25 protein-coding genes are annotated in these 26881 nt (G+C 71.6%); 11 read left to right on the top strand and 14 right to left on the bottom strand.

Annotated features, from left to right (window positions below; genetic code table 11):
- Positions 1–225: 225 nt before the first annotated feature.
- From ACSMXX_RS08480 to mce, 7 genes are all read right to left on the bottom strand, one after another.
- Complete coding sequence (locus ACSMXX_RS08480; RefSeq protein ID WP_473183416.1) at positions 226–1275, bottom strand: ABC transporter permease; 1050 nt, start codon at positions 1273–1275, stop codon at positions 226–228.
- Positions 1272–2570 (bottom strand): ATP-binding cassette domain-containing protein, encoded by a 1299-nt coding sequence (locus tag ACSMXX_RS08475; RefSeq protein ID WP_473183415.1) that lies wholly within the window; start codon positions 2568–2570, stop codon positions 1272–1274. The genes ACSMXX_RS08480 and ACSMXX_RS08475 overlap by 4 nt, the downstream gene beginning before the upstream one ends.
- 580 nt (positions 2571–3150) lie before the next feature.
- Complete coding sequence (locus ACSMXX_RS08470) at positions 3151–3921, bottom strand: ABC transporter permease (RefSeq protein WP_473183414.1); 771 nt, start codon at positions 3919–3921, stop codon at positions 3151–3153.
- A 3-nt stretch (positions 3922–3924) separates the two neighbouring features.
- On the bottom strand, positions 3925–4938 hold the full coding sequence (locus tag ACSMXX_RS08465; protein ID WP_473183413.1) for an ABC transporter ATP-binding protein: 1014 nt from the start codon (positions 4936–4938) through the stop codon (positions 3925–3927).
- A gap of 192 nt (positions 4939–5130) precedes the next feature.
- Positions 5131–6090 carry a coiled-coil domain-containing protein gene (locus ACSMXX_RS08460; RefSeq protein WP_070010873.1) on the bottom strand — a complete coding sequence of 320 codons (960 nt, stop codon included), beginning with the start codon at positions 6088–6090 and terminating at the stop codon, positions 5131–5133.
- Between the two features lie 124 nt (positions 6091–6214).
- Positions 6215–9568 (bottom strand): polarized growth protein Scy, encoded by a 3354-nt coding sequence (scy, locus tag ACSMXX_RS08455; RefSeq protein ID WP_473183412.1) that lies wholly within the window; start codon positions 9566–9568, stop codon positions 6215–6217.
- Between the two features lie 169 nt (positions 9569–9737).
- Entirely contained in the window at positions 9738–10199 is a 462-nt protein-coding gene (gene mce / locus ACSMXX_RS08450; protein WP_473183411.1) for a methylmalonyl-CoA epimerase, read from the bottom strand.
- Between the two features lie 246 nt (positions 10200–10445).
- On the opposite strand from mce, the gene ACSMXX_RS08445 reads away from it, so the two are divergent.
- Together ACSMXX_RS08445 and meaB are read left to right on the top strand one after the other, a co-directional pair.
- The gene (locus ACSMXX_RS08445) at positions 10446–11636 is read left to right on the top strand and encodes an acetyl-CoA C-acetyltransferase (protein ID WP_473184696.1); all 1191 of its coding nucleotides are present in this window, start codon (positions 10446–10448) and stop codon (positions 11634–11636) included.
- Between the two features lie 199 nt (positions 11637–11835).
- Complete coding sequence (gene meaB / locus ACSMXX_RS08440) at positions 11836–12795, top strand: methylmalonyl Co-A mutase-associated GTPase MeaB (protein WP_473183410.1); 960 nt, start codon at positions 11836–11838, stop codon at positions 12793–12795.
- A gap of 98 nt (positions 12796–12893) precedes the next feature.
- Here the strand turns inward: meaB and ACSMXX_RS08435 are convergent, their stop codons facing one another.
- Positions 12894–13448 (bottom strand): PepSY domain-containing protein, encoded by a 555-nt coding sequence (locus ACSMXX_RS08435; RefSeq protein ID WP_473183409.1) that lies wholly within the window; start codon positions 13446–13448, stop codon positions 12894–12896.
- Between the two features lie 121 nt (positions 13449–13569).
- On the opposite strand from ACSMXX_RS08435, the gene ACSMXX_RS08430 reads away from it, so the two are divergent.
- Both ACSMXX_RS08430 and ACSMXX_RS08425 read left to right on the top strand, forming a co-directional pair.
- Positions 13570–14235, top strand: a complete 666-nt coding sequence (locus ACSMXX_RS08430) for a response regulator transcription factor (RefSeq protein ID WP_473183408.1) — start codon at positions 13570–13572, stop codon at positions 14233–14235.
- Positions 14228–15784 (top strand): sensor histidine kinase, encoded by a 1557-nt coding sequence (locus ACSMXX_RS08425; RefSeq protein WP_473183407.1) that lies wholly within the window; start codon positions 14228–14230, stop codon positions 15782–15784. Before ACSMXX_RS08430 ends, ACSMXX_RS08425 begins: the two co-directional genes overlap by 8 nt.
- 138 nt (positions 15785–15922) lie before the next feature.
- On the opposite strand, the gene ACSMXX_RS08420 is transcribed toward ACSMXX_RS08425, so the two are convergent.
- From ACSMXX_RS08420 to ACSMXX_RS08405, 4 genes are read right to left on the bottom strand one after another with little or no spacing between them, the layout of a single operon-like run.
- Complete coding sequence (locus tag ACSMXX_RS08420) at positions 15923–16408, bottom strand: MarR family winged helix-turn-helix transcriptional regulator (RefSeq protein ID WP_473183406.1); 486 nt, start codon at positions 16406–16408, stop codon at positions 15923–15925.
- Between the two features lie 48 nt (positions 16409–16456).
- Complete coding sequence (locus ACSMXX_RS08415; RefSeq protein ID WP_473183405.1) at positions 16457–17233, bottom strand: AIM24 family protein; 777 nt, start codon at positions 17231–17233, stop codon at positions 16457–16459.
- On the bottom strand, positions 17230–17880 hold the full coding sequence (locus ACSMXX_RS08410; protein ID WP_473183404.1) for an AIM24 family protein: 651 nt from the start codon (positions 17878–17880) through the stop codon (positions 17230–17232). The genes ACSMXX_RS08415 and ACSMXX_RS08410 overlap by 4 nt, the downstream gene beginning before the upstream one ends.
- Positions 17880–18518 (bottom strand): AIM24 family protein, encoded by a 639-nt coding sequence (locus ACSMXX_RS08405; RefSeq protein ID WP_473183403.1) that lies wholly within the window; start codon positions 18516–18518, stop codon positions 17880–17882. The genes ACSMXX_RS08410 and ACSMXX_RS08405 overlap by 1 nt, the downstream gene beginning before the upstream one ends.
- Before the next feature lie 92 nt (positions 18519–18610).
- Here ACSMXX_RS08405 and ACSMXX_RS08400 point away from each other — a divergent pair, with 92 nt between their 5' ends.
- Together ACSMXX_RS08400 and ACSMXX_RS08395 are read left to right on the top strand one after the other, a co-directional pair.
- On the top strand, positions 18611–19000 hold the full coding sequence (locus ACSMXX_RS08400; protein WP_473183402.1) for a DUF3817 domain-containing protein: 390 nt from the start codon (positions 18611–18613) through the stop codon (positions 18998–19000).
- A complete protein-coding gene (locus ACSMXX_RS08395; protein ID WP_473183401.1) occupies positions 18997–19296 on the top strand; it encodes an MTH1187 family thiamine-binding protein in 300 nt (99 codons plus the stop codon). The genes ACSMXX_RS08400 and ACSMXX_RS08395 overlap by 4 nt, the downstream gene beginning before the upstream one ends.
- Before the next feature lie 10 nt (positions 19297–19306).
- On the opposite strand, the gene ACSMXX_RS08390 is transcribed toward ACSMXX_RS08395, so the two are convergent.
- Positions 19307–20323, bottom strand: coding sequence for an ArsR/SmtB family transcription factor (locus ACSMXX_RS08390; protein WP_473183400.1), 1017 nt, complete (start codon positions 20321–20323; stop codon positions 19307–19309).
- Between the two features lie 73 nt (positions 20324–20396).
- On the opposite strand from ACSMXX_RS08390, the gene ACSMXX_RS08385 reads away from it, so the two are divergent.
- From ACSMXX_RS08385 to ACSMXX_RS08365, 5 genes are all read left to right on the top strand, one after another.
- A complete protein-coding gene (locus tag ACSMXX_RS08385; protein ID WP_473183399.1) occupies positions 20397–21668 on the top strand; it encodes an MFS transporter in 1272 nt (423 codons plus the stop codon).
- A 21-nt stretch (positions 21669–21689) separates the two neighbouring features.
- On the top strand, positions 21690–22208 hold the full coding sequence (locus ACSMXX_RS08380) for a MarR family winged helix-turn-helix transcriptional regulator (RefSeq protein ID WP_473183398.1): 519 nt from the start codon (positions 21690–21692) through the stop codon (positions 22206–22208).
- Between the two features lie 34 nt (positions 22209–22242).
- A complete protein-coding gene (locus ACSMXX_RS08375) occupies positions 22243–22575 on the top strand; it encodes a DUF3817 domain-containing protein (protein ID WP_473183397.1) in 333 nt (110 codons plus the stop codon).
- A 96-nt stretch (positions 22576–22671) separates the two neighbouring features.
- On the top strand, positions 22672–24372 hold the full coding sequence (locus tag ACSMXX_RS08370) for an acyl-CoA mutase large subunit family protein (RefSeq protein WP_473183396.1): 1701 nt from the start codon (positions 22672–22674) through the stop codon (positions 24370–24372).
- A gap of 179 nt (positions 24373–24551) precedes the next feature.
- Positions 24552–25775, top strand: a complete 1224-nt coding sequence (locus ACSMXX_RS08365; protein ID WP_473184695.1) for an APC family permease — start codon at positions 24552–24554, stop codon at positions 25773–25775.
- Positions 25776–26121: 346 nt separating this feature from the next.
- Here ACSMXX_RS08365 and ACSMXX_RS08360 read toward each other — a convergent pair whose 3' ends face one another.
- Entirely contained in the window at positions 26122–26751 is a 630-nt protein-coding gene (locus ACSMXX_RS08360; RefSeq protein WP_473183395.1) for a TetR/AcrR family transcriptional regulator, read from the bottom strand.
- Positions 26752–26881: the final 130 nt, after the last annotated feature.

The following is a 26881-nucleotide window of genomic DNA, read 5'->3' as shown; positions in this document are numbered from 1 at the left end:
TCCTCCGTCCGCGCGCGCGTCCATGTGATCGCGCGGGACCAGTGCCCCTCTCGCCCTGGTTTACGCCTGAGGGGCCGGCAGAAGGCACGGAGGAGCGGCGGTCGTTGTGCGGGTGCGCGTACGAGGCGTCGCGCGGGCCCGGCGCGGGTACGAGAGGTTCAGCACCCGTCGCGCGTACGAACCCGTGTGCGTACGCGCGACGGCGTCACACGTCCCGCGGTCGAGTCACACGTCCCGGCGGTTGAGCAGCGTGTAGGCGGCGACGAGCGCGGCCGCCGTCACCGCGGCGAGGATGCCCAGCAGCGGCCAGCCCGTGGCGGTCTGGTCCTCGGACATGGGGATCCGGTAGAGCGAGGCGAGACCGTTCAGCGGCGAGTACTCCATGAGGACCTCGCGCACCTTCTCCAGCGTCTCGCCCACCATGAACAGTGCGAGAACCAGGGGCAGCAGCACGAGTCCCATCATCATCGTGATCGCCCCGGCCGAGTGCCTCAGCAGGGCGCCGGCCGCCAGCGCCAGAAGGCCCAGCAGCGCGACGTACAGACCGGCCCCGACGGTGGCACCGAGCCACTGGCTGCTGCTCGCGACCAGTTCGCCGTTCTCCACGGAGCCCTTGAGCGCCTCCGCCTTCTCCGCGAACGGGGGGACCTGCTGGCCGCTGAGCATCGTGGAGTTGATGAGCGCGGTGACCGAGCAGGCGACCGTCGTCATGACGAACGCGAGCAGGAAGAAGATCAGCGACTTCGCGATCAGCACGCGTCCGCGCTTGGGGCAGGCCGTCATGGTGGTGCGGATCATGCCGGTGCCGTACTCGGAGGTGACGACCAGCACGCCCAGGGTGATGATGCAGATCTGTCCGAGCATCAGCCCGAAGAGGCCCGGGGCGAGTAGCGGCATCCCCACGAATTCGCTGCCCTGCAGACCGAGTGCCGTGAGGAGCCCGATGCCGACGACGAGGACGAACATGACGCCGAGGGTCCACACCGTGGAGCGGACCGAGCGGATCTTCGTCCACTCCGAGACGATCGCGTGTCCGAGGTGGGTGCGCGTGACGGGGATCGGGGAGGCGTAGCCGCCGCCGGGCGGAGGGCCGCCCTGGGGGCCGCCGTGCCCCTGCGGGGCAACGTGCGGTGGCGGTGCCGTGGCGGTGGCGCCGGCCGCCGCGGCCTGCGGGGTGCCGGGCTGCTGCTGGTACTCCTGGGCCTGGTACGGCTGTTGATGCTGCTGGGCCTGGTACGGCTGCTGCGGCGGGGGCTGGTGGTTCGGCGTGCTCATCGGGCGTCGTCCTCGCTGTCGGGCCGGGAAGCGTCGGAGGGGGCGGCGGGCGGCGCGGGCGCCGCGGGTGCGCCGGGCGTCGGCGGCACCGGCGGCGCGCCGCCCTGCGGCTGCTGGGCGGCGACGTGCGCGTACGGGTCCGGTGCGGCGCCGTCGGGCGCGGGCGGCGGTCCGTAGCCGGGTGCGCCTCCGTACGGTCCGCCCTGCGGCATGGGGGCACCACCCGGCGGAGGTCCCCATGCGCCGCCCGGTGCTCCGTGTGCTCCGGGTGCTCCCGGTCCTCCCGGTACTCCCGGCGCTCCCGGTCCCATGGGCACTCCGAGCTGCGCCGCCGCCATCTGCTGTTGCTGCTGGTGCTGCAGGCCCGCGCGCTGGTCGGCAGTGGAGCGGAAGTCCACCGCGCCCTGCGTCAGCCGCATGTACGCCTCTTCCAGGGACGCCTGATGCGGCGACAGCTCCCACAGCCGTACGTCCGCGTTGTGCGCCAGTTCGCTGATCTGCGGCAGCGGCAGGCCGACGACGCGCAGCGCGCCGTCCTGCTCAGGCTGCACCTGGCCGCCGGCCTCGGCCACCGCCGACGTCAGCTTCTCCTGCTGCCCCGGGTCGCCCTCGGGCGTACGGACCCGGGCGAAGCCCACCGAGTTCTGTGCGATGAACTCCTTCACCGAGGTGTCCGCCATCAACTGCCCGCGCCCGATGACGATCAGATGCTCGGCCGTCAGCGCCATCTCGCTCATCAGATGGGACGAGACGAAGACGGTGCGGCCCTCGCCCGCCAACTGCTTCATCAGATTGCGGACCCAGAGGATGCCTTCGGGGTCGAGGCCGTTGACCGGCTCGTCGAAGAGCAGCACTTGCGGGTCGCCGAGCAGCGCCGCGGCGATGCCGAGCCGCTGGCCCATGCCGAGCGAGAAGCCCTGGGACCGCTTCTTGGCCACCTGCTGAAGCCCGACGACGCCCAGCACCTCGTCCACCCGGCGGGCCGGGATGCCCGAGAGCTGCGCCAGCGACAGCAGGTGGTTGCGCGCGGACCGCCCGCCGTGCACCGCCTTGGCGTCCAGCAGGGCGCCGACCTGGCGCGGGGCGTTGGGCAGGTTGCGGAACGGGTGGCCGCTGATGGTGACCTGACCTGCCGTCGGGGTGTCCAGGCCCAGAATCATCCGCATCGTCGTCGACTTGCCGGAGCCGTTGGGCCCCAGAAAGCCGGTGACCGTTCCCGGCCGCACCTGGAAGGACAGGTTGTAGACGGCCGTCTTGGCGCCGTAGCGCTTCGTCAGGCCGTACGCCTCGATCATCCGTTTGTCCCTGGACGAAGTTCGGGGCTCGCTCGCCCCCGGACATGGCCTAGGAGGTTACAAGGCCGCTGTTCGGTTCCATTCGATGGCTTCTACAAGCGCACCGGTCCGCCCCGGGCGGGCCGGTGAGGCGCTCGCGGACGAGCCAGGGCCGGGCGCGGGCCAACCCGTACGCGCCCGGTCCGGCGGCTGCGGGTGCCGGAAGCCGGCGTCCGCGCCGAGTTGCCCGCCCGCCCCGGCGGACGGACGGCGTTGCGAGGCGTGACCGTCCCGCCCGCGCCGTTCCGTACCTCAACCCGTCCGGGGTGCGCCTGGGTTGATGGTGTGTGCGTGACGAACGCTGAGGCTCCGCGTCGGGCCATGCCGGTCGCCGGTCGCCGAGGTCCGCTGCGGGGCCCGCTGCTGCCGGCAGCCGGGCCGGGGAGGCCGCTCGGGCGGCGGCAGCGCCCGGGGTGCGGGTCCGGCTGCGTGGCCGGGTCCTTCCGGCGGGCGACGGGGCCGGGGTACGGGTCGCGCAGCGGGCCCGTAAGCGCCCGGCGCACCCGTTCCCCGTACGCGACCGGTGCCCGCCCGGCGGGGGCTACGCGTCGCGGCGCTTGAGGACGACCCAGCCCGCGATCAGCGTCGCCACCGTCCAGCCCACCATGATCAGCAGCCCCTCGTAGGGCCCGTACGGACGGTTCAGCGACTCCGGCACCACCGCGATGATCGTCTTGCCCGCCTGGTCCGGCAGATACTGCGCGTACTCCTTCGTCGCGCTGACCGTGCCGAGGATGTTCGAGATGAGGAAGAAGAACGGCATCAGGATCGCGAAGGCCAGCAGCGGGCTGCGCAGCACGAAGCTCAGACCCATGGAGAAGAGAGCGATCAGCGCCATGTAGACCCCGCCGCCCACGACGGCGCGCAGCACGCCCTCGTCCTGGATCGAGACTCCGCGTTCGCCGAGCAGCGCCTGCCCGACGAAGAAGGCGAGGAAGCTCGTGGCCATCCCGACCACCAGTACGAGCGACGTGGCCACGAAGATCTTGGCGGACAGAAAGACGGTGCGCTGCGGCACTGCCGCCAGTGAGCTGCGGATCATGCCGGTGCTGTACTCGCTGGAGACGACCATCACGCCGAACGCGATCATCGCGAGCTGTCCGAGTTCGATGCCCGAAAAGCTCGTCTGCGTCGCGTCGAAGGTGAGCTGCTCCCGCTTGCCCAGCTTGTCGAACTGGGAAGCGGCGACGGCGCAGATGACGGCGGAGAGCCCGACCGTCACCACCAGCGCCGTGGCCAGCGTCCACAGGGTGGAGCGCACGGAGCGGATCTTGGTCCACTCGGAGCGGAGAACCCGCGTGGTGTGCGGCATGGTCTATCGCCTCTTCCTGGACGGCTTGGCGCCCTGGTCCGGCTGCCAGGCGCCCGGCTGCGAGGGGCCCGTCGCTCGCGCGCCCGGCTGGGGCGCGCCCTGCTGGGATGCCTGATCGTGCGCGTGATACTCGACGGACTCCGCAGTCAGCTGCATGAACGCCTCCTCCAGCGAGGCCTTCTGCGGACTGAGCTCGTGCAGCACGACCTGGTACCAGGCCGCGAGTTCGCCGATACGGGCGGGCTCGATGCCCTCGACCTGCATCCCGCCGTCCTGCTCGAAGACCGGCATCACGCCGACGCTGCCCAGCACGTCCCGCATCCGCTCGGGCTGCGGGGTGCGCACACGTACGAACGTCCGCGAGTTCTTGGCGATGAAGTCCGCCATCGACGTGTCCGCCAGCAGCTTGCCCCGCCCGATCACCACCAAGTGCTCGGCGGTCAGCGCCATTTCACTCATCAGATGGGACGAGACGAAGACGGTGCGGCCCTCGGACGCGAGATGCTTCATCAGGTTGCGGATCCAGTGGATGCCTTCGGGGTCGAGGCCGTTGACGGGCTCGTCGAACATCAGGATCTTCGGGTCGCCGAGCAGCGCCGCGGCGATGCCGAGCCGCTGGCCCATGCCGAGCGAGAACCCCTTCGGGCGCTTCTTGGCGACGTCGCTGAGCCCGACCAGGTCCAGCACGGTGCTGATCCGCTTCCTCGGGATGTTGTTGGACTGCGCCATGCAGAGCAGATGGTTGTAGGCGGTGCGCCCGCCGTGCACGGCCTTGGCCTCCAGCAGCGCCCCGATGTAGTTGAGCGGGTCGCGGAGCTGGTCGTAGTGCTTGCCGTCGATACGCACGTCGCCGCTGGTGGGACTGTCGAGACCGAGCATCATCCGCATCGTCGTGGACTTGCCCGCCCCGTTGGGGCCGAGGAAGCCGGTGACCATGCCGGGTTGCACGCTGAAAGTGAGATGGTCGACGGCCGTCTTGTCGCCGTACCGCTTGGTCAGCCCGCGCAGCTCAATCATGCACCGACGCTATGCGTGCACCGGCTGCGATGCCAGTGGGTGCGCGGGCTCGACTCACATGCGTGCGCAAGGCGTCGCCGCTGTTCCCGGCGCTTTCACGCGATTGCACACATGCCGGGCCCCGGACGCACGGCGGGCCCGGCACGAGATGTGCCGGGCCCGTACGCGCCTGCGCGTCGGTCGTGCCGAGCGTCAGCGGGACTGCTGTGCGGGAACGCTGCGCGCCGCCGACTCCTCGTCGGCCGCGGCCTCCCCTTCCTCGCCGCCCTGGCCGGCGGCCGCGACCGCCGCACCCGTGAGCGTCGCCAGCATCTCGCGCACGTTGGTCAGCTGCGCGTTGATGCTGTCGCGGCGGTTGGTGAGGGCCGCCAGCTCGCGCTCCGACTCGCTGCGGACGCGGTCCGCCTTGGCGTTGGCGTCGGCCACGATGTCCTCGGCCTGGCGCTGAGCCGTCTCCACCGTCTGACGGGCGCGGCGCTCCGCGTCCGTACGCAGCTTCTCGGCCTCGAGCCGCAGCTGCTCCGCGCGGTGCTCGATCTCGGCGAGGCGCTTCTCCGCCTTCGCCTGACGGGAGGCGAGGTCACGCTCGGACTGCTCGCGGCGCTTGGCGAGGTTGGTCTCGAAGTCCGCGGCGGCCTGGGCGGCCTTGGCGCGGGTGTCCTCGAAGAGGGAGTCGGCCTCCTCGCGCTTGGACTGGGCGTCCTTCTCCGCTTCCGTACGCAGGACGGTGGCCTCGCCCTTGGCCTTCTCGACGATGCTCGCGCCCTCGTCCTCGGCCTTGGACTTGCGCTCGGCGGCGAACGCCTCCGCGTCGTTACGCACCTGCTGCGCGGCGCCCTCGGCCAGCTCGCGGTGCTGTTCCGCGGCCCGGCGGGCCTCGTCCCGCAGGTCCTTGGCCTCCTCCTCGGCGAGGCGGAGGATCTTCTCGACCCGCGCACCGAGCCCCGCGTAGGACGGCTCGGAGTCGTTGACCTGGGCCTGGGCGTTCTGCGTCTCGAGGTGAAGCTCCTCGATGCGCTTTTCCAGCGAGGTGATGCGGGACAGTGCGCTGTCACGGTCGGCGACGAGCTTCGTGATGCGGTCGTCCACCTGCCCGCGGTCGTAGCCACGCCGCACGAGCTCGAAGCCGAAGGGGGAGGAAGTGTCGCTCATGGGGTTCCTGTCGAGTCAGACGGGTTATCAGACGGGGGAGTGATAGGGGAATCCTAGGGGCCAAGACGGCGTGTCATCGAGCCATTGCGGGTTTGATCTGGAGAATGTGCGCTCGTTCGAGTGGCTAACTTCCGGACTCCTTGCCAGCGGACCGAGTCGTACCTGCACCAACTCCCGCGGCAACGCCATTGGTTGACCCGGTGTCGGCGCTGCCCTTCTTACCGCTTCCGCTCTCCGGGCCGCCGCCGGATCCGGGAGTTTCGAAGGATTCCAGTGCTTCCAGTACATCCTGCACGCGCGAGATCTCGGCGTTGATGTCCTCCTGGCGGCGCTCCAGCACCTCCAGTTCACGCTGCCCGGCCTCGACGGTCGTCTCCGCCTCGGCCCTGGCCTCGTCCCTGATCTGCTGGGCCTCGCGTACGAGTTCGGCCTTGCGCTGCTCGGCGTCCTTGAGCAGGCCCTCGGCCTTCTTGACCGCAGAGACACGGACGTTGCTCGCCTCGTTGTCGGCCTCGCGTACGAGGCGTGCGGCCTTCTCCTCGGCGTCACGCAGCTGTTCCTGCGCCGCCTTCACGAGCTTGTCGCAGCGCTCTCCCGCGGCCTGCATGGCCTCGGAGGACTCCCTGCGGGCCCGCTCGTGCAGCTTCTCGATCTCGCGCTCGACACGGGTGCGCTGCTCCTGCGTACGCTCCCGGATCGCGGCGGAGTCGCTTCGGGCCTCCTCCAGCATGGTGTTGGAGTCGTCGCGGGCCTTCTCCACCACCTGGCGGCTGTCCTCGCGGGCCTCGCTGACCAGACGGTCGGACTCCCTGCGGGCCGCGCCCACCATGCTGTCGGCCTGTTCCTCCGCCGTCGTCTGGGTGCGGCGGGCCTCCTCGCGAGCCTCGGCGAGCAGCCGGTCGGCCTGCTCGGCGGCGTCGTTGCGCCGGCGGGCGGCCTCCTCGCGGGCCTCGTCGAGGACGCGCTCCGACTCGGTGCGGTTCCTGTCGGCCTCTTCCAGGGCCTCCGAAACCGTCGTCTCCGCCATCGACTTGGCGGCCTCGGACTCCTCCTGCGCCTCGCGTCGCAGCTCCGCCGCCGCCTTCTCGGCCGCGGCCCGCCGGTGCGTGATCTCTTCCTCGGCGCGCTCGTGGAGGCCCGTGACCGAGTCGCGTACCTGCTGGGCGGTCTCCTCCGCGGCGCTGACCATGTCGGCAGCGCGGCGCTCCGCCTCCTCGACGAGCCGGGCCGCCTCGCTCTGCGCGTCCTCCACCCGCTGCCGGGCGGTGGCCAGGAGTTCGTCGCTCTGCTCGCGTGCGTCGGTGCGCTCCCGGTGCGCCTCCTCGCGGGCGCCGGCCAGCAACTCCTCGGCCTCGCGCCGCCGTCGGTCGGCCTCCTCGCGGGCGGCTTCGAGCGCCTCGGCGGCCTCCGCGTTCACGCGCTCCGCGGCGGCGTTGGCCTCCGACCTGATCCGGTCGGCGGTGTCCTGGGCCTCGTTGCGCAGCCGTTCCGCCTCGGAAGCGGCGTCGCTGCGCAGCTGTACGGCCAGCGCCTCGCCCTCTGCGCGGGACTGGGAGGCGTCCGAGTGCGCCTCGCTGCGCAGCCGTTCGGCTTCCTCCTCGGCCTGCTGCTGGAGGGTGCGCAGCCGTTCGGCCGACTCCGTGCGCAGCCGCTCGGTCTCGGCGCGGGCCTCTTCACGCAGCCGCTCCGACTCGCTGTGCGCCTCGCTGAGTTCGCGTTCGGCCGCCGTGAGCTTCGTCTCCGCCTCCGTGTGGAGCCGTTCCAGCTCCTCGGCGGCCTCCGCCTTGCGGTCCTTGGCGGCCTGCTCGGCCTCCTCACGGATGCGCCTGCCGGCCTCGTCGGCGTCGGCGCGGGTCTGCCCCGCCTGCTGCTCGGCGGTCGAACGCAGTTCTTCCGCCTCGGTGTTGGCCCGCTCCAGCGTCTCCTCGGACTGGCGGCGCAGCGCCGTGGCCCGCTCGATGGCCTCCGTGCGTACGCGTTCGCTCTCGTTGCCCGCCTCGGTGCGGGTGTCCTCCGCGTCCGCCTTGGCCTTGACCAGGAGTTCCTCGGCGTGGTTGGCCGCCTCCTCGATCTGCTGGACGGCGTCGCGGCGGGCCTCGCCGCGGATCCGCTCGCCCTCCTCGACCGCCTCCGCGCGCAGCTGCTCGGCCTCTCCGCGCAGCCGCCGGGCCTCCTCCTGGAACTCGACGGTCTTCTCGCGGTACTGCTGCGTGTCGTCCTTGGCGGCGCCTTCGAGCTCCTCGACGAGCCGCTGGGCCTCGCTGCGCAGCCGCTCGGCCTCGTCCTCCGCCTCCCGGCGGATCCGTTCGGCCTCTTCACCGGCCTTGCGCGTGGTGGCCTTGGCGTCCTCGGACGCCTTGTCGAGGGCGTCCTCCGCCGTCCGCGCCGCCTCGGCGAGCTGGTTCGCGGACTCCTCGGCCGAGCGGGAGCGGGCCTCGGCCTTCGCTTCCTCGATCAGCTGCTCCGCGGCGGCCTTGGCCTCCTCGCGAAGCTGCTCCGCCTCGGCCTTGATGGCCTCGGACTCCTTGGTGGCCTCGCCGACCATGCGGGCCACTTCGTTCTTGGCCGTACGGAGGCGCTGCTCGTTGTCCGATTCGGCGTCCGAGAGCAGCTTCTCCGCCGACTCGGTCGCCTTCGACAGCTTCTGCTCGGCCTCGGAGCGGGCCTCGCGCAGCGCGGCCTCGGCCTCCTGCATCCGCTCGCCGGCCCGGCGTACCAGGTCGGCGGCCTCGCGACGGGAGGACTCGGACTCGGAGGTGGAGGAGGTACGAAGCTGCTCCGCGTGCTCGGTGGCCTCCTGCGCCTGGGTCGAAGCGGAATTGATCATCCGCTCCGCCTCGGCGCGCGCCCGCCGCAGGATCGCGTCGGCCTCGGCGCGGGCCTTGTCGGCCTCCGAGGTCATCCGGCTGCGGGTGTCGTCCGCGTGCCGCTCGGCCTCTTCGCGGGCCTGCGCCAGTGAGCGCTCGGTCTCGGCGCGCGTCTCCTCCATGAGGCGCTGCGCCTGCTGTTCCGTACGGGCGCGCAGCTGTTCGGCCCAGGCGACGTTCTCGTTGACGTGGGACTCGACGGTGGAGCGGCGCTCGGCCAGCTCCTGGTCGAGCTGCTGGCGGCGGCGTACGGCCTCGGCGTGCAGCTCCGACTCCAGCCGGGACTGCTGCTCGGCCCGCTCCTGGAGCAGCCGCTGCGTCTCCATGCGGGCGTCGCGCAGCTCGCGCTCGGCGTCGGCCCGCATCTGGTCGGCCTGGAGCTGGGCGTTGCGAAGCAGCGACTCGGCCTGCTGGGAGAGGTTGTCGTAGCCGGCCGGACGCGTGGCGACTGCGCGGCGCGCCTCGTGCAGCTTGGCGCGCAGCACTTCGACCTGATAGCCGAGGTCGTCGGCATGGTCGACGGCCTTCTCCCGGTCCTTCTTCAGCCGCTCCATCTCGGCCTCGAACTGCGAGAGGTGGTCGTCAGCCTCGTAGCGGTCGTAGCCCCGCACTGCGCGGTCCCATCCGTCCCCTGGTCGTGGTGGTGAACTGACTCCTCGTGGCGAGCGTGTCAGATCATCGGCAGAACTCCGGGCCGGACCCCCAGCCCGGACCCTCCTCGGGATGGTGCGGAGGCCCGCCCCGGCCGAGTGGCCACTCTACCGGGCCGAAAGGCAGGCGTCAGTGGCTCGTTGTTGCCGATGAGTAATCAGAGGTGTGCGAGGCCGCCGCGGTGACCAACTCCGTGAGGACTCCGTGGCAGTCCTTGGGGTGGAGGAAGGTGATTCGCGAGTCCATCGAACCCCTGCGCGGCTCGTCGTAGAGAACGCGCACACCGTGGCCGCGGATCTCTTCCGAGTCGGTGTCCACGTCGGCGGTTCCGAAGGCGATGTGGTGGACGCCCTCACCGCGGTCGGCCAGCCATTTGGCGACTGCGGAGTCCTCGCGCACGGGCTCCAGGAGCTGGATGTACGAGGCGCCGCCGTCGTCCGTGCCGTTGATACGGAGCATGGCCTCGCGGACCCCCTGCTCCTCGTTGACCTCCGTGTGGAAGACCTCGAAGCCGTACGTGGCACGGTAGAAGTCGACGGTCTTCTCCAGGTCGAAACAGGCGATCCCGATGTGGTCGATACGCGTCAGCATTGCCCCAGTGCAGCGCCTCGGCGCTCGGTTACGCAACGTGCGCACGGTCACACCCGCTGACCGGTGACCCGGTGCCGTACCGCTCAGTACATTGGCGGCAGCCCCCTTAACCCTCGTTAACTTCCAGCCCCGTCCCCCGTGCCCGGGTGGACCCACCTCCGAGCCCTGCGGCCCGGGGGACCCTCAGGAAGGGATCTGAACCTGATGACTGGTACGTCAGCCCGTACGTCCGTCAACGGCAACTCGGTGATCGTCTCCGGCGCCCGTACGCCCATGGGGCGGCTGCTCGGCTCGCTCAAGTCCTTCTCCGGGGCCGACCTCGGCGGCTTCGCGATCAAGGCCGCACTGGAACGGGCGGGGATCGGTGGCGACCAGGTCGAGTACGTGATCATGGGGCAGGTGCTCCAGGCCGGCGCCGGCCAGATCCCGGCCCGTCAGGCGGCCGTCAAGGCCGGCATCCCTATGAACGTCCCGGCCCTGACGGTCAACAAGGTCTGCCTCTCCGGGCTCGACGCGATCGCGCTGGCCGACCAGCTCGTGCGGGCGGGCGAGTTCGACATCGTCGTCGCGGGCGGACAGGAGTCGATGACGAACGCGCCGCACCTGCTCCCCAAGTCCCGCGACGGCTACAAGTACGGCGCCGTCGAGATGCTCGACGCGATGGCCCACGACGGGCTGACCGACTCCTTCGAGAACATCGCCATGGGCGCGTCCACGGAGAAGCACAACACCCGGCTCGGCATCGCACGCCCCGAGCAGGACGAGGTCGCGGCGCGCTCCCATCAGCGAGCCGCCGCAGCGCAGAAGAACGGCCTCTTCGAGACCGAGATCACGCCGGTCGAGATCCCGCAGCGCAAGGGCGACCCCGTCGTCTTCAGCGAGGACGAGGGCATCCGCGGCGAGACCACCGCCGAGTCGCTGGGCAAGCTGAAGCCCGCCTTCGCCAAGGACGGGACCATCACCGCCGGTTCTGCCTCCCAGATCTCCGACGGTGCGGCGGCCGTCGTCGTGATGAGCCGGGCCAAGGCCGAGGAGCTGGGCGTCGAGTGGCTCGCGGAGATCGGGGCGCACGGCAACGTGGCCGGGCCGGACAACTCGCTCCAGTCGCAGCCCTCCCGTGCGATCGAGCACGCGCTGGCGAAGGACGGAGGCGGGATCCGGGCCGCGGACCTCGATCTCATCGAGATCAACGAGGCGTTCGCCGCCGTCGCCGTGCAGTCAACGAACGATCTCGGCGTCGGCCCCGAAAAGGTGAACGTCAACGGCGGTGCCATCGCGCTCGGGCATCCGATCGGGATGTCCGGAGCGCGTATCGTCCTCCACCTCGCCCTGGAGCTGCGGCGCAGGGGCGGCGGCACCGGCGCGGCCGCGCTCTGCGGCGGCGGCGGACAGGGCGACGCACTGCTGCTGCGGGTTCCGGGGAAGGCGGACGGGTAAGTCACGCCGTTACGGAGCGGTTCGGCCGGCCCTGGTGAGCAGGCGGGGCCGGCGGGCCGTGGCGGGACGGCCGGGAAGGCCGCCGGCCGGGACCGGGACCGGGAACCGGGAAGACCGCCGTGCAGATGCGGTCGTGCAGACCGTGCCGTCGCAGACGGTCGTGGTGACAGCGAACTGAGGACAGGGGAGCGCAGCAGGCATGGCGGTGGACGTCTCCGAGCTGGTCGAGCAGGCGAGAGAGGGCCGGCCGAGGGCCGTGGCCCGGCTCATCTCTCTCGTGGAGGGGGCGTCGCCGCAGCTGCGCGAGGTCATGGCGGCGCTCGCACCGCGCTGCGGCAACGCGTACGTGGTGGGCCTGACCGGTTCGCCGGGCGTCGGCAAGTCCACCTCCACCTCGGCGCTGGTGACCGCGTACCGGCGTGCGGGCAAGCGGGTGGGCATCCTCGCCGTCGACCCGTCCTCGCCCTTCTCCGGCGGTGCGCTGCTGGGCGACCGGGTGCGGATGGGCGAGCACGCCTCCGATCCCGGCGTCTACATTCGCTCGATGGCGACGCGCGGCCACCTGGGCGGCCTGGCATGGGCCGCTCCGCAGGCGATCCGCGTGCTGGACGCCGCGGGCTGCGACGTGGTGCTCGTCGAGACGGTCGGCGTGGGACAGAGCGAGGTCGAGATCGCGGCGCAGGCCGATACCAGCGTCGTGCTGCTGGCCCCTGGGATGGGCGACGGCATTCAGGCGGCGAAGGCGGGGATCCTCGAGATCGGCGATGTGTACGTCGTCAACAAGGCGGACCGGGACGGAGCCGACGCGACCGTCCGCGAGCTCAACCACATGCTGGGGCTCGGCGAGGCCCGGTCGCCGGGTGACTGGCGGCCGCCCATCGTCAAGACCGTCGCCATGCGGAGCGAGGGCGTCGAAGAGGTCATGGAGGCGCTGGAGAAGCACCGCGCGTGGATGGAGGAGCACGGCGTGCTCGCCGAGCGGCGTGCGCGCCGCGCCGCCCGGGAGATCGAGACGATCGCCGTGACGGCGCTGCGCGAGCGGATGGGGGAGCTGCGCGGCGGGAAGCGGCTGGACGCGCTGGCCGAGAAGGTCGTCGGGGGGTCTCTCGACCCGTACGCGGCGGCGGACGAACTGATCGCGGGCGTCACGGAGCAGTAGCCCGGCTAGGCCCGTGAATACGGGCGAGAAGTGCGAACACATGCGAACACAAGTGCGGCGGGACCGGATTCCGGTCCCGCCGCCCTTCGCGGTCGGGGTCAGCCGTCGTCGCGGCCGTCGTCCTCCCGGTCGTCGTCGCTGTCGCGGCCCTTGTCGTCGTCCTTGTCGTCCTTGTCGTCCCGGTCATCACGGTCGTCGGCGCGGTCGTCGTCGGAACGCGCGTCATCGCGGTCGTCGTCCGCGGTCTGCCGGGTGAGCTCGCCCGAGTCGGCGTCGACGAGGAACTCCTGCTGCTTGCCGTTCTTGTCGGTCGTCTCGACCTCCCAGGCGCGGTTGTTCCTGTCGTCATCCAGGTCGATCGATGTGACCGTGCCCTCGGAGGCGGCCTTGCTTGCCGCGTCGGCAGCGGAGATCTTCAGGCCGGCGGGAGCAGCGTCGTCGTCGCGGCCGTCGTCGTCGCCCTTGCCCTCCCTGGCGTCCTCGGCCCGGTCGTCCTTGTCGTCGCGGTCGTCGCGGTCGTCAGCGGAGTACGGCGCGCTCGCGACCTGTGCGCTCTTCTGGGCGCCGTCGTCCGCCATGGCCACGGCGGAGACGGTGCCGGTGCCGATGAGTGCCGCGGCCGTGACGGTCGCGATGGCCAGCTTGCGCTTCATGGGTTCCTCCCGAGTGGGTTGCTGCGTCTTTCTCAGTGCGCCCAACCGTGGCCGGAGGATGCTGAAGGCAGCCTGAAGCCACCTGAAGATCCCTTCAGGTGCGATGCGGGAGAGTGGACCCATGCGTCTGCTGATCGTGGAGGACGAGCGCCGGCTCGCCCTCTCGCTCGCCCGGGGGCTGAGCGCCGAGGGATTCGCCGTCGATGTCGTGCACGACGGCAAAGAGGGGCTGCACCGGGCGAGCGAGGGCACGTACGACCTGATCGTGCTCGACATCATGCTGCCCGGCATGAACGGCTACCGGGTGTGCGGCGCCCTGCGCGCGGCAGGCGACGAGACGCCCGTACTGATGCTGACCGCGAAGGACGGCGAGTACGACGAGGCCGAGGGTCTGGACACCGGTGCCGACGACTATCTGACCAAGCCGTTCTCGTACGTCGTGCTGCTCGCCAGGGTCCGGGCGCTGCTGCGGCGGCGTACGCGGGGCGCACGCACCGTGCTGCGGCTGGGCGAGCTCAACGTCGACCCGGGGACCCGCCGGGTGAGCGTGGGGGAGCGCGATGTGGAGGTGACGGCGAAGGAGTTCGCGGTGCTGGAGCATCTCGCGGTACGGGCCGGGGACGTCGTCTCCAAGTCGGAAATCCTCGAACACGTCTGGGACTTCGCATACGAGGGCGACGTCAACATCGTCGAGGTCTACGTCAGCGCGCTGCGCCGCAAGCTCGGGGCGGGCTGGATCGCCACCGTGCGCGGCGCCGGATACCGGCTGGTGGACGCCGGTGCGTAGGGGATCGGTCCGGACGCGCGCCGCGCTGGGCGCCGCCCTCGTGGTGGCGGTCGCACTGGTGGCCGCCGGGTTCGCCGTCGTCGCGGTGCTGCGGGACGGACTCGCCGGCAACGCCCGGCTCCAGGCGGAGTCGGCGGCCCGCTCGGTCGCCGCGGAGGTCTCGGACGTGGACGCCCGCGGTGTGCGGGAGCTGGACGGCCTCGACACCGACGAGGACGAGCCCGCACAGGTCGTCGGCCCCGGCGGGAAGGTGCTCGGCGCTGGCGGAACCCTGCGCGGACAGGGCCCGGTCGCCGGCTTCAACCGCCCGGACGAGGACGAGGACAAGTCCGGCGACGGCGCGGGCGACGAGCACAAGGACCGCAACCGGGACAGGAGCCGCGGCGACGACGCCACCGATGACGCCGGCGAGGACAGCGACGACGCCACCGACGACGCCACAGAGGACACTGGCGAGGACGCCGGCGAAGAGGCGGACGAGGACGGGGGCGCGGCCGCCGCGGCCGGGGCCGCAGCCGGAGCCGAGGTCGACCGGGACGCCGAGGAGCGGACCGTCGATCTGGACGGCCAGGACTTCACCGTCGTCGGCGTGCAGAGCCGCACCCGCGACGGCACCCCCGTGACCGTCTACGCGGGCGCGTCGCTCAAGGACCAGCAGGAGGCCGTCTCGTCGGTGACGCAGGCGATGCTCGCCGGACTGCCGGTGATGCTGCTGGTCGTCGGGGGCGTGACGTGGCTGGTGACGCGGCGTGCGCTGCGGCCGGTGGAGGGCATCCGCAGCGAGATGGCCGGGATCATGGCCAGCACCGACCTGTCGCGGCGCGTGCCCGAGCCGGACGCTCGGGACGAGGTGGCGCGGCTCGCGCGTACGACGAACGACACACTGGCCGCGCTCGAGTCCTCCGTCGAACGTCAGCGGCGCTTCGTCGCTGACGTCTCGCACGAGCTGCGCAGCCCCATTGCCTCCCTGCGCACACAGCTGGAGGTGGGTGCCGCGCACCCGGACCTGCTGGACGTGGAGGGCGCGGTGCAGGACACGGTGCGGCTGCAGCAGCTGGCGACCGACCTGCTGCTGCTCGCCCGCCTGGACGCCGGCGAGCGGCCCGGCGACGGCCGGGTGGCGCTGGGTGCGCTCGTACGGGAGGAGCTGGCGCAGCAGCAGCCGCAGCCGCACCCCGTACGGCTCGGTGAGATGACGGACGGCGAAGTGACCGGATCGAGGGCGCAGTTGGCGCGCGTGGTGATCAATCTGCTGCAGAACGCGCAGCGGCACGCGGCCTCGCAGGTGCTCGTGTCCGTACGGGAGATCCGGGAGGCGGACGGCCGGTGGGTGGAGCTGGAGGTCGACGACGACGGGCCCGGCGTGCCGGAGGCGGAGCGGGAGCGGATCTTCGAGCGTTTCGTACGGCTCGACGACGCCCGAAGCCGCGACGAGGGCGGTGCGGGGCTCGGCCTGGCCATCGCCCGCGATGTGGCGACGCGGCATGGGGGGACGCTGACGGTTCCGGGCGGCTCCCGCTTCGTACTGCGGCTGCCGGCGGCGGTCTGACGGCGGGTGTGACCTCAGGCGTGCACGGTACGGCCCGCCGTCGCCGTCCGAGTCCGTATCCGTGCGGGTGTGCGCGGGGCCGAACCGTCGTGCCCGCGTCAGGTCAACCCGCGGGATCTGCTCTCGCTGCGGGCAGCCCTAGAACCGGCCGCGCTCGGCCCGCAGCTTCTCGGCCACCGGCAGAAGCGTCTCGCGCAGGTGGCCGAGGTCCTCCGGTGCCATGCGGTCGATGAAGTGGCGCCGTACGGAGTCGACATGGTGGGGCGCGACACCGCGCATCGTCTCCCACCCCTCCTCCGTCAGTACGGCGAAGAGTCCGCGCTTGTCGGACTCGCAGTTCTCGCGGCGGACCAGGCCCGCCTTCTCCATGCGCGTGATCTGGTGCGAAAGGCGGCTCTTGGACTGAAGCGTGGAGGCCGCGAGGTCGCTCATCCGCATCCGGTGCTCCTCGGACTCGGAGAGGTTGACCAGGATCTCGTAGTCGTTCATGGTCAGGCCGAACGGCTGGAGGTCGCGCTCCAGCTGGTACATGAGCAGCCTGTTGACGTCCAGGTGGATGCGCCAGGCTCTCTGCTCGTCAGCGGTGAGCCAACGGGTGCCGTTGGTGCCGTTGTCGGTGTCCATGTACGAGACCTTACATAGCGCCCGTACAGATGTACTCCCGTCCCGCACTCACAACCCGAACCTGCGCTGCAGGCCTCCGAGCTGGCCCGGGAGCTGCGGCGTCTGCTGCCCGCCGCGCTGCCCGCCCTGCCCGCCGCCGGGGACGCCTGTCTCGTGCGGCACGGCGCCGGTCGCCTTCTCCGCCATGAGCGTCTCGCTGGACTGGATCAGGACGGTGCCGGACCCCACGAACTCGAACTGGTGCTCCTCGCCCGACGCTCCGCCGATCCCCGTCAGGGCGCGGATGCCGCCCAGCACGCCCTTGAGGTAGCCGTGGTCGTAGTGGTGGCAGGGCGAGGGGCAGTCCGCCCAGCCCACCAGGGCCTGCGGGTCGACGCGTACGGGCGGCTCCACGAAGTGCACCGCCCCGTTGGACGCCGCGACGAACTTGCCGGTGCCGATGAGCGTGAGGAACCCGGGGATGATCGACTGCTTGAGAGACAGCGACGGCTCGAAGGCCAGCAGATTCCCGGAGCGCACCGTGAGGTTGCCGTCCTCCAGGTCGTAGGAGTTGACGTCGAAGGCCCGGTCGGCGAGCAGCATCTTGCCGCTGCCCTCGGCGACGACCCAGTCGGCCGCGTGCAGCGGGGAGTGGAAGCTGGTGGCGACGAGACCGTCGAGGTGGCCGTGGCCGACTCCGCTGAAGTCGATCTGCCCGTAGTAGGCGATCATCTTGCCCTTCTGCAGGAACCACTGCCCGTTGAGCTCCACGCAGAAGGTGTAGGGGTCGACGTTGTCGGTGGACGGAAGCGTCGTGACGTCCAGGACGCGCGGGGCGGTGCTCACAGCTTCTCCTCACTTGCCTGTACGAACACGGCTCCGTTCCCGGACAGTTCGAGCTGGAAGCCCTCGCCGGAGCCGCGTCCGACCATGTCGCGCCAGCCGAGTGCCGTGGAGAGCTTGTTGCGTACGTCGCCGTGGTGCGCCACGTACGCCTGCGGGTCCACGTGCACGGGACGGTCGGGGGTTACCGGGAGCTGGATGATCCCGCCGTGCGCCATCACCGCGACGGCGCCCCTGCCCTTGAGCGTGGTGGTGAACAGGCCCTGGCCGGTGACCTGGCCGCGGACCATGCCCATCACGCCGCCGTCCGAGCCGAGGAAGAGCGTGCCCTGCTCCAGCGTCCCGTCGAAGGCGAGCAGCCGGTCGGCCTCGACGCAGAGGGTGTCGCCGTCGAGTTCGATCACCTCGACGTGGTGGCCGCCGTGGCCGAACATCACGGTGCCCTGCCCCTCGACGGTCATCAGGGGCGTCGCCTCGTTCGCCACGCGCCGCCCGATCATGGACATCACGCCGCCCTGTCCGCCCTGCATGCTGGGCGTGAAACGGACGTCGCCCTTGTACGCGATCATGGCGCCGCGCTGGCTGAACAGCCGCTGCCCGGGCTGCACCTGGGCCTCGATCATCTTGGCGTTGATCTCGCGGAACGGCATCAGACCTCGCCCCCGACCGTGTTGCGCTCGCTGGGCTGCACATAGACGAGCCCGTCACCTTCGAAGCGGATCTGGAAGGACTCGCCGGACCCTTCGCCCATGATCGTGCGGAAGTTGACCCCGGACTGGAAGTGCTGCTGGAGGTTGCCCTGATGCGCGATGTACGCCCCCGGGTCGACCTGGAGCGGCATGCCCGGCGCGACGCGCAGCAGCACCGCGGGCCCGTCGGACATCAGCGCGGCCTGCCCGGTGCCCTCGACGGTGGTGGTGAACAGCCCGTTGCCCTGGGAGGCGCCGCGCAGCCCCGTGAACGTCGTACCGGTGCGCAGCCCGGAGTCCGTGCAGAGCAGGTTGCTCGCCTCGACGTGGAGCGTCTCGCCGTTCAGCTGGACGAGGTTGACGTCGCTGGCGCGGTCGGCGAAGTAGCACGTGCCGTGCCCCTTCACCTCCATGACCGTCATCTGCTCGCCGGTCAGCCGCCGGGTCACCATCCCGCGCAGGCCGTCGCCGCCGCCTGACATCTTCTTGAACGCCATCTCGCCGTCGTAGGCGACCATGGAACCGTTCTTCGCCTTGACGGCGTCGCCGCTCACCGTGACCGCGAGCACTTTCGCACTGTGAAGTCGGAACTGAGGCACATGGGAAACCTACCCTGGGCTGGGCGAGGAGGGGCAAGGCTGCAAGAATGGGCAGCGCTTGTGCATCACTTCACAAACGATCGAGGTCTCCCGTGTCCATCCTGGAAACCCCGACCGGCCTGCCGCCGAAGTCGGTCTCCGCTCTGCGCCGCCTCCGTCTGGTCTCGACCCCAGAGGCGATCTCGTTCCTCCTGCTGCTGGGCTGCTCGGTACTGAAGCGGACCAGCGACTTCAACGCGGTGCCCGTGATGGGCGCCGTGCACGGTGCGCTCTTCGTCCTCTACGTGCTCTTCTGGGCCGACGCCTGGAACCGCGTGCGCTGGCCGATCGGCCGCGCCGCCCTGATCTTCGTCCTGGCCGTGCTGCCGGCCGGCGGCTTCTTCGCCGACAGGCTGCTGCGCCGCGAGGAGGAGGCCGGCGTGATCGCCGCCCGCGCCCGCAAGGAGCAGGACGTCCGGCGCGCGAACGCGGAGAAGCAGTGATCGTCGCCTTCTCCGTCACGCCGCTCGGCGTGGGCGAGGACGTCGGCGAACACGTCGCTGAGGCGGTGCGGGTCGTCCGCGAGTCGGGGCTGCCGAACCGCACCGACGCCATGTTCACGTCGCTGGAAGGCGAATGGGACGAGTGCATGGAGGTCGTGCGCAGGGCCGTCGCCGCCGTCGAGGAGCGGGCTCCGCGCGTCTCGCTCGTCCTCAAGGCCGACATCAGACAGGGCGTGACGGACGGGCTCACCTCGAAGGTCGAGTCGGTGGAGCAGCAGCTCTCCGGCCAGGGCTGAGCGCCGGCGGTCAGGGCACGGGCACGTCGCCGCCGCCGGCGAGCAGCGCGATGCCCAACGGCGTGCGCTCGTAGAGCACTTGGTGATGCACGCGCCGTGAGGTCAGCAGACCGGCGTCCCGCAGCACCGACAGGTGGACGGACACCGAGGACGGCGCGAGCCCCAGCCGTGCGGCGAGCGAGGTCGTCGACGCCGGCTCCTCCAACTCACCCAGCACGGCAGCCCTGTTGGCGCCCAGCAGACGAGCCAGAGCCTGCGCCGAGTCCGGCGTGGGCCGCTGCCACAGCCCGCCGACGCCGCGTGCCGGATAGATCACGGTGGGCTGCCAGGGCGGTGCGAAGCCGCTCACCACATCCGGCCACACGAACGCGCTCGGCATCAGCAGCACACCGCGGCCGCTCAGCTCCTGCACCATCGCGCCCCGGTACTTGGTCCGTACGGAGAGCGTGCCCTCGCTCCAGGACAGCCCCGGATGCAGATCCGCGAACAGCCGCTCCAGACCCGCCTCCGCCAGCTGCCGTGAGCGGTGGGCGACATCGGCCTCCAGCAGATCCCGCAGCCGGGGCCAGTCGGTGGCCAGCAGCGCGTCCCAGGCGCACTGCGTCAGGTCCGCCAGCTCCTGCACGGCGCGCGCCGGATCCGCCAGCATCGCCCGGCCACGGGGCGACTCGGCGGCGCCGGGGGTGGACGCAAGGGAGAGGGCGATCTCGTCGCGGGCGAGAGCCGGATCGGTGCGGCGCACCTGCTCCAGCTCGTCGCCGAAGGCGGCGGGCGGGCCGCCACTGGTCGACGGCGGCGGTCCGAGGAAGTCCGGTGTGTAGCCGCTGGGTTGCGGCATCAACAGCCACAGGGGTGCCAGGTCGAGCCCTGCGACCGCGCCGTGGATCCTGCGCAGCCACGGCAGGTGGTAGCTGTGCCGCTCGGTGCGGCGCAGCGTGCGTACGGCCTCGTGGGTCTCGCACAGCGGAGAGAAGGCGAAGCGGCATCGCAGCAAGTCCTTGGCGCCGAACCGCAGATGATGAGGCATGGCGCCCTCCTCCCGGATTCGTGCTGTGCCGAAAGACTAGAGAGCGCGGGCGGCCCGCGACAGGCTTCCGGCCATGCCTTCTCCTGCCGCGCAGCGCAACGGTTACCGGGCAGTCTTCCGGGTGCGGGAGTTCCGCTTCGTCTTCGCGGCGCATGTGCTTTCGCTGCTGGGCACCGTCGTCTCGCACGTCGCGCTGCCCGTGCTGGTCTACGCCCGGACCGCCTCGCCCTTCATGTCCGCCCTCACCTTCGGCCTGGGCTTCATGCCGCAGGCGCTGGGCGGCGCCCTGCTCGCGCCCGTCGCCGAGCGGTGCGAGGGACGCCGGGTGCTGGTGGGCTGCGACCTGGTTTGCGCCGTGGGCGTCGCGGCCATGACGGTGCCGGGCATGCCGCTTGCGGCGCTGCTGGCGCTCCGCGCGGTGACCGCCTTCGTGCAGCCGCTGTTCGGCGGCGTACGGGCGGCCGGGATGGGCGAGTTCCTGCACGGGGACGCGTTCGTACTGGGGCGCTCGCTGATCCGGATCTCCGCGCAGGCGGCGCAGATCGCGGGCTTCGCGGCCACGGGGCTCCTGCTGCTGGCGATGTCGCCGCGCGGCGCGCTGCTGCTCACGGTCGCCGGATTCCTCGCCTCCGCCGTGCTGCTGCGCACCGGCACCGCGGCACGTCCTCCGGCGGCCGCGGAGCGCGCCCGAGGCGGCACCCGAGGCGGTACCCGCGCCCTCTTCGCCGACCGGCGCATACGTGCGCTCCTCGTGCTCAACTGGCTGCCTCCGGCCTTCCTCGTCGTACCGGAGGGGCTGGCCGCGCCGTACTCGGCCGAGATCGGTGCCGGGTCCGTCGGCGTGGGCCTGCTGCTGGCGGCGATGCCGGTGGGAGGTGTCGCGGCCGAGCTGGCCGCGGGCGCGCTGCTGCGGCCCGGCACCCGGGAGCGGCTGGTGCTGCCGCTCGCGGGCTGTCTGCTGCTGCCTTTCCTGCTCTTCGCCTGGCGGCCCGGTCTGCCGCTAGCGCTGACCGCGCTGCTCGTCGCGGGTTCGGGCATCGCTTACACACTCGGCCTCGACCGCTGGTTCTTCGACGCCGTCCCGGAGGAGCTGCGGGCCCGCGCCATGACGGTGATGACGGCGGGCCTGATGACGGTGCAGGGCATGGGCATGGCGGCGGGCGGCCTCGCCGCGGAGTTCATGCCGCCGCACTGGGCGGTCGTGGCGGCCGGAGCGGCGGGCACGGCATGTGTGCTCGCGGCGGTGGGCGCGGTACGGGCGGTCCGCGCCGGACCGGCCGCGCGTACGGGCACCCGCGAGGGCGCCGGAGGACCGGTCCCTGAGACGCCTGTGTCCGACGTGTGAGCGCCCACTAGGGTTTACGGCGTGCCGAAGCCGCTCAGTCTGACGTTCGACCCCATCGCCCGCGCCGACGAGCTCTGGAAGCAGCGGTGGGGAGCGGTGCCGTCCATGGCCGCGATCACCTCGATCATGAGAGCCCAGCAGATCCTGCTGGCCCAGGTCGACGCGGTGGTCAAGCCTTACGGCCTGACCTTCGCGCGGTACGAGGCGCTCGTGCTGCTCACCTTCTCGCGGGCCGGCGAGCTGCCGATGTCGAAGATCGGCGAGCGTCTGATGGTGCACCCGACGTCGGTCACGAACACCGTCGACCGGCTCCAGAAGTCCGGGCTCGTCGACAAGCGCCCCAACCCCGAGGACGGCCGCGGCACTCTCGCGTCCATCACCGACAAGGGCCGCGAGGTGTGCGAGGCGGCGACACGGGAACTGATGGCCGTGGAATTCGGGATGGGCGCGTACGACGCGGAGGAGTGCGGGGAGATCTTCGCGATGCTCCGTCCCCTGCGCGTCTCCGCTCAGGACTTCTCGGAGGAGCAGGGCGCCTGAAGGCCCCGCGGAACGGCCCGTTACGCTCGTCCCCATGAAGAAGTCCGTACTGACCCGGTACCGGGTGATGGCCTACGTCACCGCTGTGATGCTGCTGGTGCTGTGCACCTGCATGATCTTCAAGTACGGATTCGGCACGGGCGAGGATCTGACCTTCGTGGTCTCCCAGGCCCACGGCCTGCTCTACATGGTCTACCTGGTCGTCGCCTTCGACCTGGGGCAGAAGGCCCGCTGGCCGTTCGGCAAGGTGCTGTGGATCCTGCTCTCCGGGACGATTCCGACGGCCGCCTTCTTCGTCGAGCGCAAGGTCGTGGCCGAGGTCGCGCCGCTGGTCGAGGACGGGGAGACCGCTCCCGCCAAGGCGTAACAGCCGCCCCGTCCGTATCTGTAACCCTCTGCCGTCGACCGGCTTCACCGAACGATCGGTCGACAATTACTTGGACGTCCAAGTAAATTCGGGAGTATGGACGCACACGCGATTGAAGAGGGCCGCCGCCGCTGGCAGGCCCGGTACGACGCCGCCCGCAAGCGCGATGCCGACTTCACGACACTCAGCGGCGACCCCGTCGCGCCCGTCTACGGCCCGCGCTCCGGAGACACGGTCGAGGGCTTCGAGCGCATCGGCTGGCCCGGCGAGTATCCGTTCACGCGTGGCCTCCACCCCACCGGATACCGCGGCCGGACGTGGACGATCCGCCAGTTCGCGGGCTTCGGCAACGCCCAGCAGACCAACGAGCGCTACAAGATGATCCTGGAGTCCGGCGGCGGCGGGCTGTCCGTGGCGTTCGACATGCCGACGCTGATGGGCCGGGACTCCGACGACCCCCGCTCGCTGGGCGAGGTCGGGCACTGCGGCGTCGCCATCGACTCCGCCGCCGACATGGAGGTCCTCTTCTCCGGCATCCCCCTCGGCGACGTCACGACCTCGATGACGATCTCCGGCCCCGCGGTGCCGGTCTTCTGCATGTACCTGGTGGCGGCTGAGCGGCAGGGCGTGGATCCGGGCGTCCTGAACGGCACGCTCCAGACGGACATCTTCAAGGAGTACATCGCCCAGAAGGAGTGGCTCTTCCAGCCGGAGCCCCATCTTCGGCTCATCGGCGACCTGATGGAGCACTGCAGCCGCGGCATCCCCGCCTACAAGCCGCTCTCCGTCTCCGGCTACCACATCCGGGAAGCGGGCTCCACGGCTGCGCAGGAGCTGGCGTACACGCTCGCCGACGGCTTCGGCTACGTCGAACTGGGCCTGAGCCGCGGCCTCGACGTCGACGCCTTCGCGCCGGGCCTGTCCTTCTTCTTCGACGCGCACGTCGACTTCTTCGAGGAGATCGCCAAGTTCCGTGCCGCGCGCAGGATCTGGGCCCGCTGGATGCGCGAGGAGTACGGGGCACGGAGCGAGAAGGCGCAGTGGCTGCGCTTCCACACTCAGACGGCGGGCGTCTCGCTCACCGCTCAGCAGCCGTACAACAACGTCGTACGTACCGCTGTGGAAGCGCTCGCGGCCGTGCTCGGCGGCACCAACTCCCTGCACACCAACGCCCTGGACGAGACACTCGCGCTGCCCAGCGAGCAGGCGGCGGAGATCGCGCTGCGCACGCAGCAGGTACTGATGGAGGAGACCGGCGTCACCAACGTCGCGGACCCGCTGGGCGGTTCCTGGTACATCGAGGCGCTCACCGACCGCATCGAGGCCGACGCGGAGAAGATCTTCGAGCAGATCAAGGAGCGCGGCCGCCGCGCCGTACCCGAGGGGAACCACCCCATCGGCCCGATCACTTCGGGCATTCTGCGCGGCATCGAGGACGGCTGGTTCACCGGTGAGATCGCCGAGGCCGCCTTCACCTACCAGCGGGCGCTGGAGAAGGACGAGAAGAAGGTCGTCGGCGTCAACTGCCACACCTCCTCGGTCACCGGCGACCTGGAGATCCTGCGGGTCAGCCACGAGGTCGAGCACGAGCAGGTGCGGGCGCTCGGTGAGCGCCGCAAGGAGCGGGACGATGCGGCCGTCACCGCGGCTCTGGCCACGATGATGGAGGCCGCCCGCGGCGACGCGAACATGATCGAGCCGATGCTCGACGCCGTACGAGCGGAGGCCACCCTCGGCGAGATCTGCGACGCGCTGCGGGACGAGTGGGGCGTCTACACGGAGCCGCCGGTCTTCTGACCGGCGGGAGCCGCGGTCACGCCGCCGCGGGCGTATGGATGGGGGAGGGCACGGCTCCGTAGCATGTACGGCCGAGCCGTCCAGGAGCCGTGGAGCCGTACGTGAACAGACCACCGGGGCCGGGCGCGGCCGGTCCGCCGTCGTCGGGTCCCCCGTCGCCGGGCCCGCCGTCGGGGCGGATGCGCCGCCGGCTCGGGGTTTTCGACGCGGTGGCCGTCGGGCTGGGCTCGATGCTCGGCGCCGGGATCTTCGCCGCGCTCGCACCGGCGGCGCGGGCCGCCGGATCGGGGCTGCTCGCCGGCCTCGCGCTCGCGGCCGTCGTGGCGTACTGCAATGCGACCGCTTCGTCCCGGCTGGCCGCCCGCTACCCGGATTCCGGGGGCACCTACGTCTACGGACGTGAGCGGCTCGGGGACTTCTGGGGCCACCTCGCCGGATGGGCCTTCGTGACCGGCAAGACCGCGTCGTGTGCGGCGATGGCGCTGACGGCGGGCTTCTACGCGTGGCCGGAGCAGGCGCACGCCGTGGCCGTCGCGGCAGTGGTCGCGATGACGGCGGTGAACCACGCCGGGGTGCAGAAGTCGGCCTGGGTCACCCGCGCCGTGGTCGGTCTCGTCCTGGCGGTGCTCGCCGCGCTGGTGACCGCGCTCCTCACCGCGCACGGAACGGACGCGGCCCGGCTGGAACCGGGCGCGGACCTCACCGTTCCCGGGGTGCTCCAGGCGGCGGGACTGCTGTTCTTCGCCTTCGCGGGATACGCGCGCATCGCCACCCTCGGCGAGGAGGTGCGCGACCCCGCGCGCGTCATTCCACGCGCCGTGCTGATCTCCCTGGCCGTCGCGCTGGCCGTCTACGCGGCGGTCGCGGTCGCCGTGCTGTCCGTACTGGGCGGCGGGGGACTGGCGGACGCGGCCGCCCCGCTGACCCAGGCCGCGCGCGCGGCGGGAATCCCGGGGCTGGAGCAGGCCGTACGGGCCGCGGCGGTGGTCGCCGCGCTGGGCGCACTGCTGACCCTCGTCCTCGGCGTCTCCCGGACCGTGCTGGCGATGGCCCGCGACCGTCACCTTCCGCACGCTCTGGCAGCGGTCCATCCGCGCTTCGAGGTGCCGCACCGCGCCGGCCTCGCGGTGGGCGCCGTCGTCGCGGTCCTGGCCGCCACGGCGGACGTGCGCGGCGCGATCGGGTTCTCGTCCTTCGGAGTGCTCGTCTACTACGCGATCGCCAACGCGTCCGCGTGGACGCTCACTTCGGCCGGTGGCGGCCGTCGCCGAATCGTCCCGGCGACCGGCCTGGCCGGCTGCCTGGCCTTGGCGTTCGCCCTCCCCGTCTCCTCGGTCCTCGCCGGCGCGGCGGCCCTGGCAGTGGGCGCGGCGTCCTTCGCACTGCGCCGCGCTTCGCGCTGACGCGCGGGCCTCGTCCTCTTTCCGCGTTCCGCGCCACGGGGCCGCGCTGTGCGGGATGCCGCCGCATTCTGCGCCGCGATGACCATCGCCGCGCGCTACGCGGCCGTCGCTTCGGCGCACGCGCGGAGCCCTGACAACGCAGGGCTGCGTCCGCTGCCCCGGCGGGCGGTGCCCGGTGCGCCGGGCGGCTTGCCCGCCGTCAGCGGGGCGAGACGCCGTCGTGAGGCCGTGCGGGCGGTGCTGGATCGGTTGTCTGCGGTGGCAGTTGGTGCGCGGGCCGGCGCAGCCGGCAGGTGCGCGGGAGCCTTCCGCACGGTCCCCGGTGAGCCCGGCGGCCTGCCCGCCGTCAGCGGGGTGACGCCGCCGCGAGGCCGTGGAGGATCAGCGTCGTGAAGCGGGACGCCCACTCCGGGTCCACCGGTTCGGCGCTGACCAGTGTGCGGTGCACCACGGCTCCGGCGATGACGTCGAAGATCAGGTCGACCAGCCGCGCGTCCTCCCCCGGGTCCGCCGCGTCGGGCGGCAACTCGCCGCGGGCCTGCGCGCGTTCGCGGCCCTGCAGTACCAGCCGCTTCTGCCGTTCGACGATGGCGTTCCGGATGTGCTCCCGCAGTACGGGATCGTGCGTGGACTCGGCGACGACCGCCATCAGTGAGGCGTTGGTGCCGGGCCGCTGGAGGAGGTCGGCGAAGGCCAGCACCACGCATTCGATGTCGGCCTGCAGACTCCCGCAGTCCGGCAGTTCGAGCTCGTCGAAGAGCGACGCGACCGCGTGGACGACGAGTTCGCCCTTGTTCGACCAGCGCCGGTAGAGGGTGGTCTTGGCAACGCCCGCACGTGCGGCGACGTGTCCCACTGTGAGCTTGCTCCAGCCCACCTCGACCAGCGCCGCACGCGTGGCGTCCATGATCGCGGCGTCGGCCTCGGTGCTGCGCGGCCTGCCGGCGCGGCGGGGCGAGGGGGCGGGAGAGGGCATGGCGCCAGACCATACCGGGCGGTCTGCCGCACCGGGCGGGCAGATCCGGCCAACGACTTCGTGTCCCCGGCACACGGGGGTTGCGCGAAGGACCCCCTCACAAGTTACGCTACGAACCGTATCGGAAACG

The sequence above is a fragment of the Streptomyces sp. DSM 116795 genome (genome assembly GCF_055792905.1).
The sequence above is the reverse complement of the archived record's forward strand: the minus strand, read 5'-3'. Positions and strand labels throughout refer to the sequence as shown.

What these genes read in the sequence shown, in the direction of transcription:
- ACSMXX_RS08480 (WP_473183416.1), bottom strand. Translation starts at nt 1,275, where the DNA reads ATGAGCACGCCGAACCACCAGCCCCCGCCGCAGCAGCCGTACCAGGCC.
- ACSMXX_RS08475 (WP_473183415.1), bottom strand. Translation starts at nt 2,570, where the DNA reads ATGATCGAGGCGTACGGCCTGACGAAGCGCTACGGCGCCAAGACGGCC.
- ACSMXX_RS08470 (WP_473183414.1), bottom strand. Translation starts at nt 3,921, where the DNA reads ATGCCGCACACCACGCGGGTTCTCCGCTCCGAGTGGACCAAGATCCGC.
- ACSMXX_RS08465 (WP_473183413.1), bottom strand. Translation starts at nt 4,938, where the DNA reads ATGATTGAGCTGCGCGGGCTGACCAAGCGGTACGGCGACAAGACGGCC.
- ACSMXX_RS08460 (WP_070010873.1), bottom strand. Translation starts at nt 6,090, where the DNA reads ATGAGCGACACTTCCTCCCCCTTCGGCTTCGAGCTCGTGCGGCGTGGC.
- mce (WP_473183411.1), bottom strand. Translation starts at nt 10,199, where the DNA reads ATGCTGACGCGTATCGACCACATCGGGATCGCCTGTTTCGACCTGGAG.
- meaB (WP_473183410.1), top strand. Translation starts at nt 11,836, where the DNA reads ATGGCGGTGGACGTCTCCGAGCTGGTCGAGCAGGCGAGAGAGGGCCGG.
- ACSMXX_RS08435 (WP_473183409.1), bottom strand. Translation starts at nt 13,448, where the DNA reads ATGAAGCGCAAGCTGGCCATCGCGACCGTCACGGCCGCGGCACTCATC.
- ACSMXX_RS08430 (WP_473183408.1), top strand. Translation starts at nt 13,570, where the DNA reads ATGCGTCTGCTGATCGTGGAGGACGAGCGCCGGCTCGCCCTCTCGCTC.
- ACSMXX_RS08420 (WP_473183406.1), bottom strand. Translation starts at nt 16,408, where the DNA reads ATGGACACCGACAACGGCACCAACGGCACCCGTTGGCTCACCGCTGAC.
- ACSMXX_RS08410 (WP_473183404.1), bottom strand. Translation starts at nt 17,880, where the DNA reads ATGCCGTTCCGCGAGATCAACGCCAAGATGATCGAGGCCCAGGTGCAG.
- ACSMXX_RS08390 (WP_473183400.1), bottom strand. Translation starts at nt 20,323, where the DNA reads ATGCCTCATCATCTGCGGTTCGGCGCCAAGGACTTGCTGCGATGCCGC.
- ACSMXX_RS08385 (WP_473183399.1), top strand. Translation starts at nt 20,397, where the DNA reads ATGCCTTCTCCTGCCGCGCAGCGCAACGGTTACCGGGCAGTCTTCCGG.
- ACSMXX_RS08375 (WP_473183397.1), top strand. Translation starts at nt 22,243, where the DNA reads ATGAAGAAGTCCGTACTGACCCGGTACCGGGTGATGGCCTACGTCACC.
- ACSMXX_RS08370 (WP_473183396.1), top strand. Translation starts at nt 22,672, where the DNA reads ATGGACGCACACGCGATTGAAGAGGGCCGCCGCCGCTGGCAGGCCCGG.
- ACSMXX_RS08365 (WP_473184695.1), top strand. Translation starts at nt 24,552, where the DNA reads ATGCGCCGCCGGCTCGGGGTTTTCGACGCGGTGGCCGTCGGGCTGGGC.
- ACSMXX_RS08360 (WP_473183395.1), bottom strand. Translation starts at nt 26,751, where the DNA reads ATGCCCTCTCCCGCCCCCTCGCCCCGCCGCGCCGGCAGGCCGCGCAGC.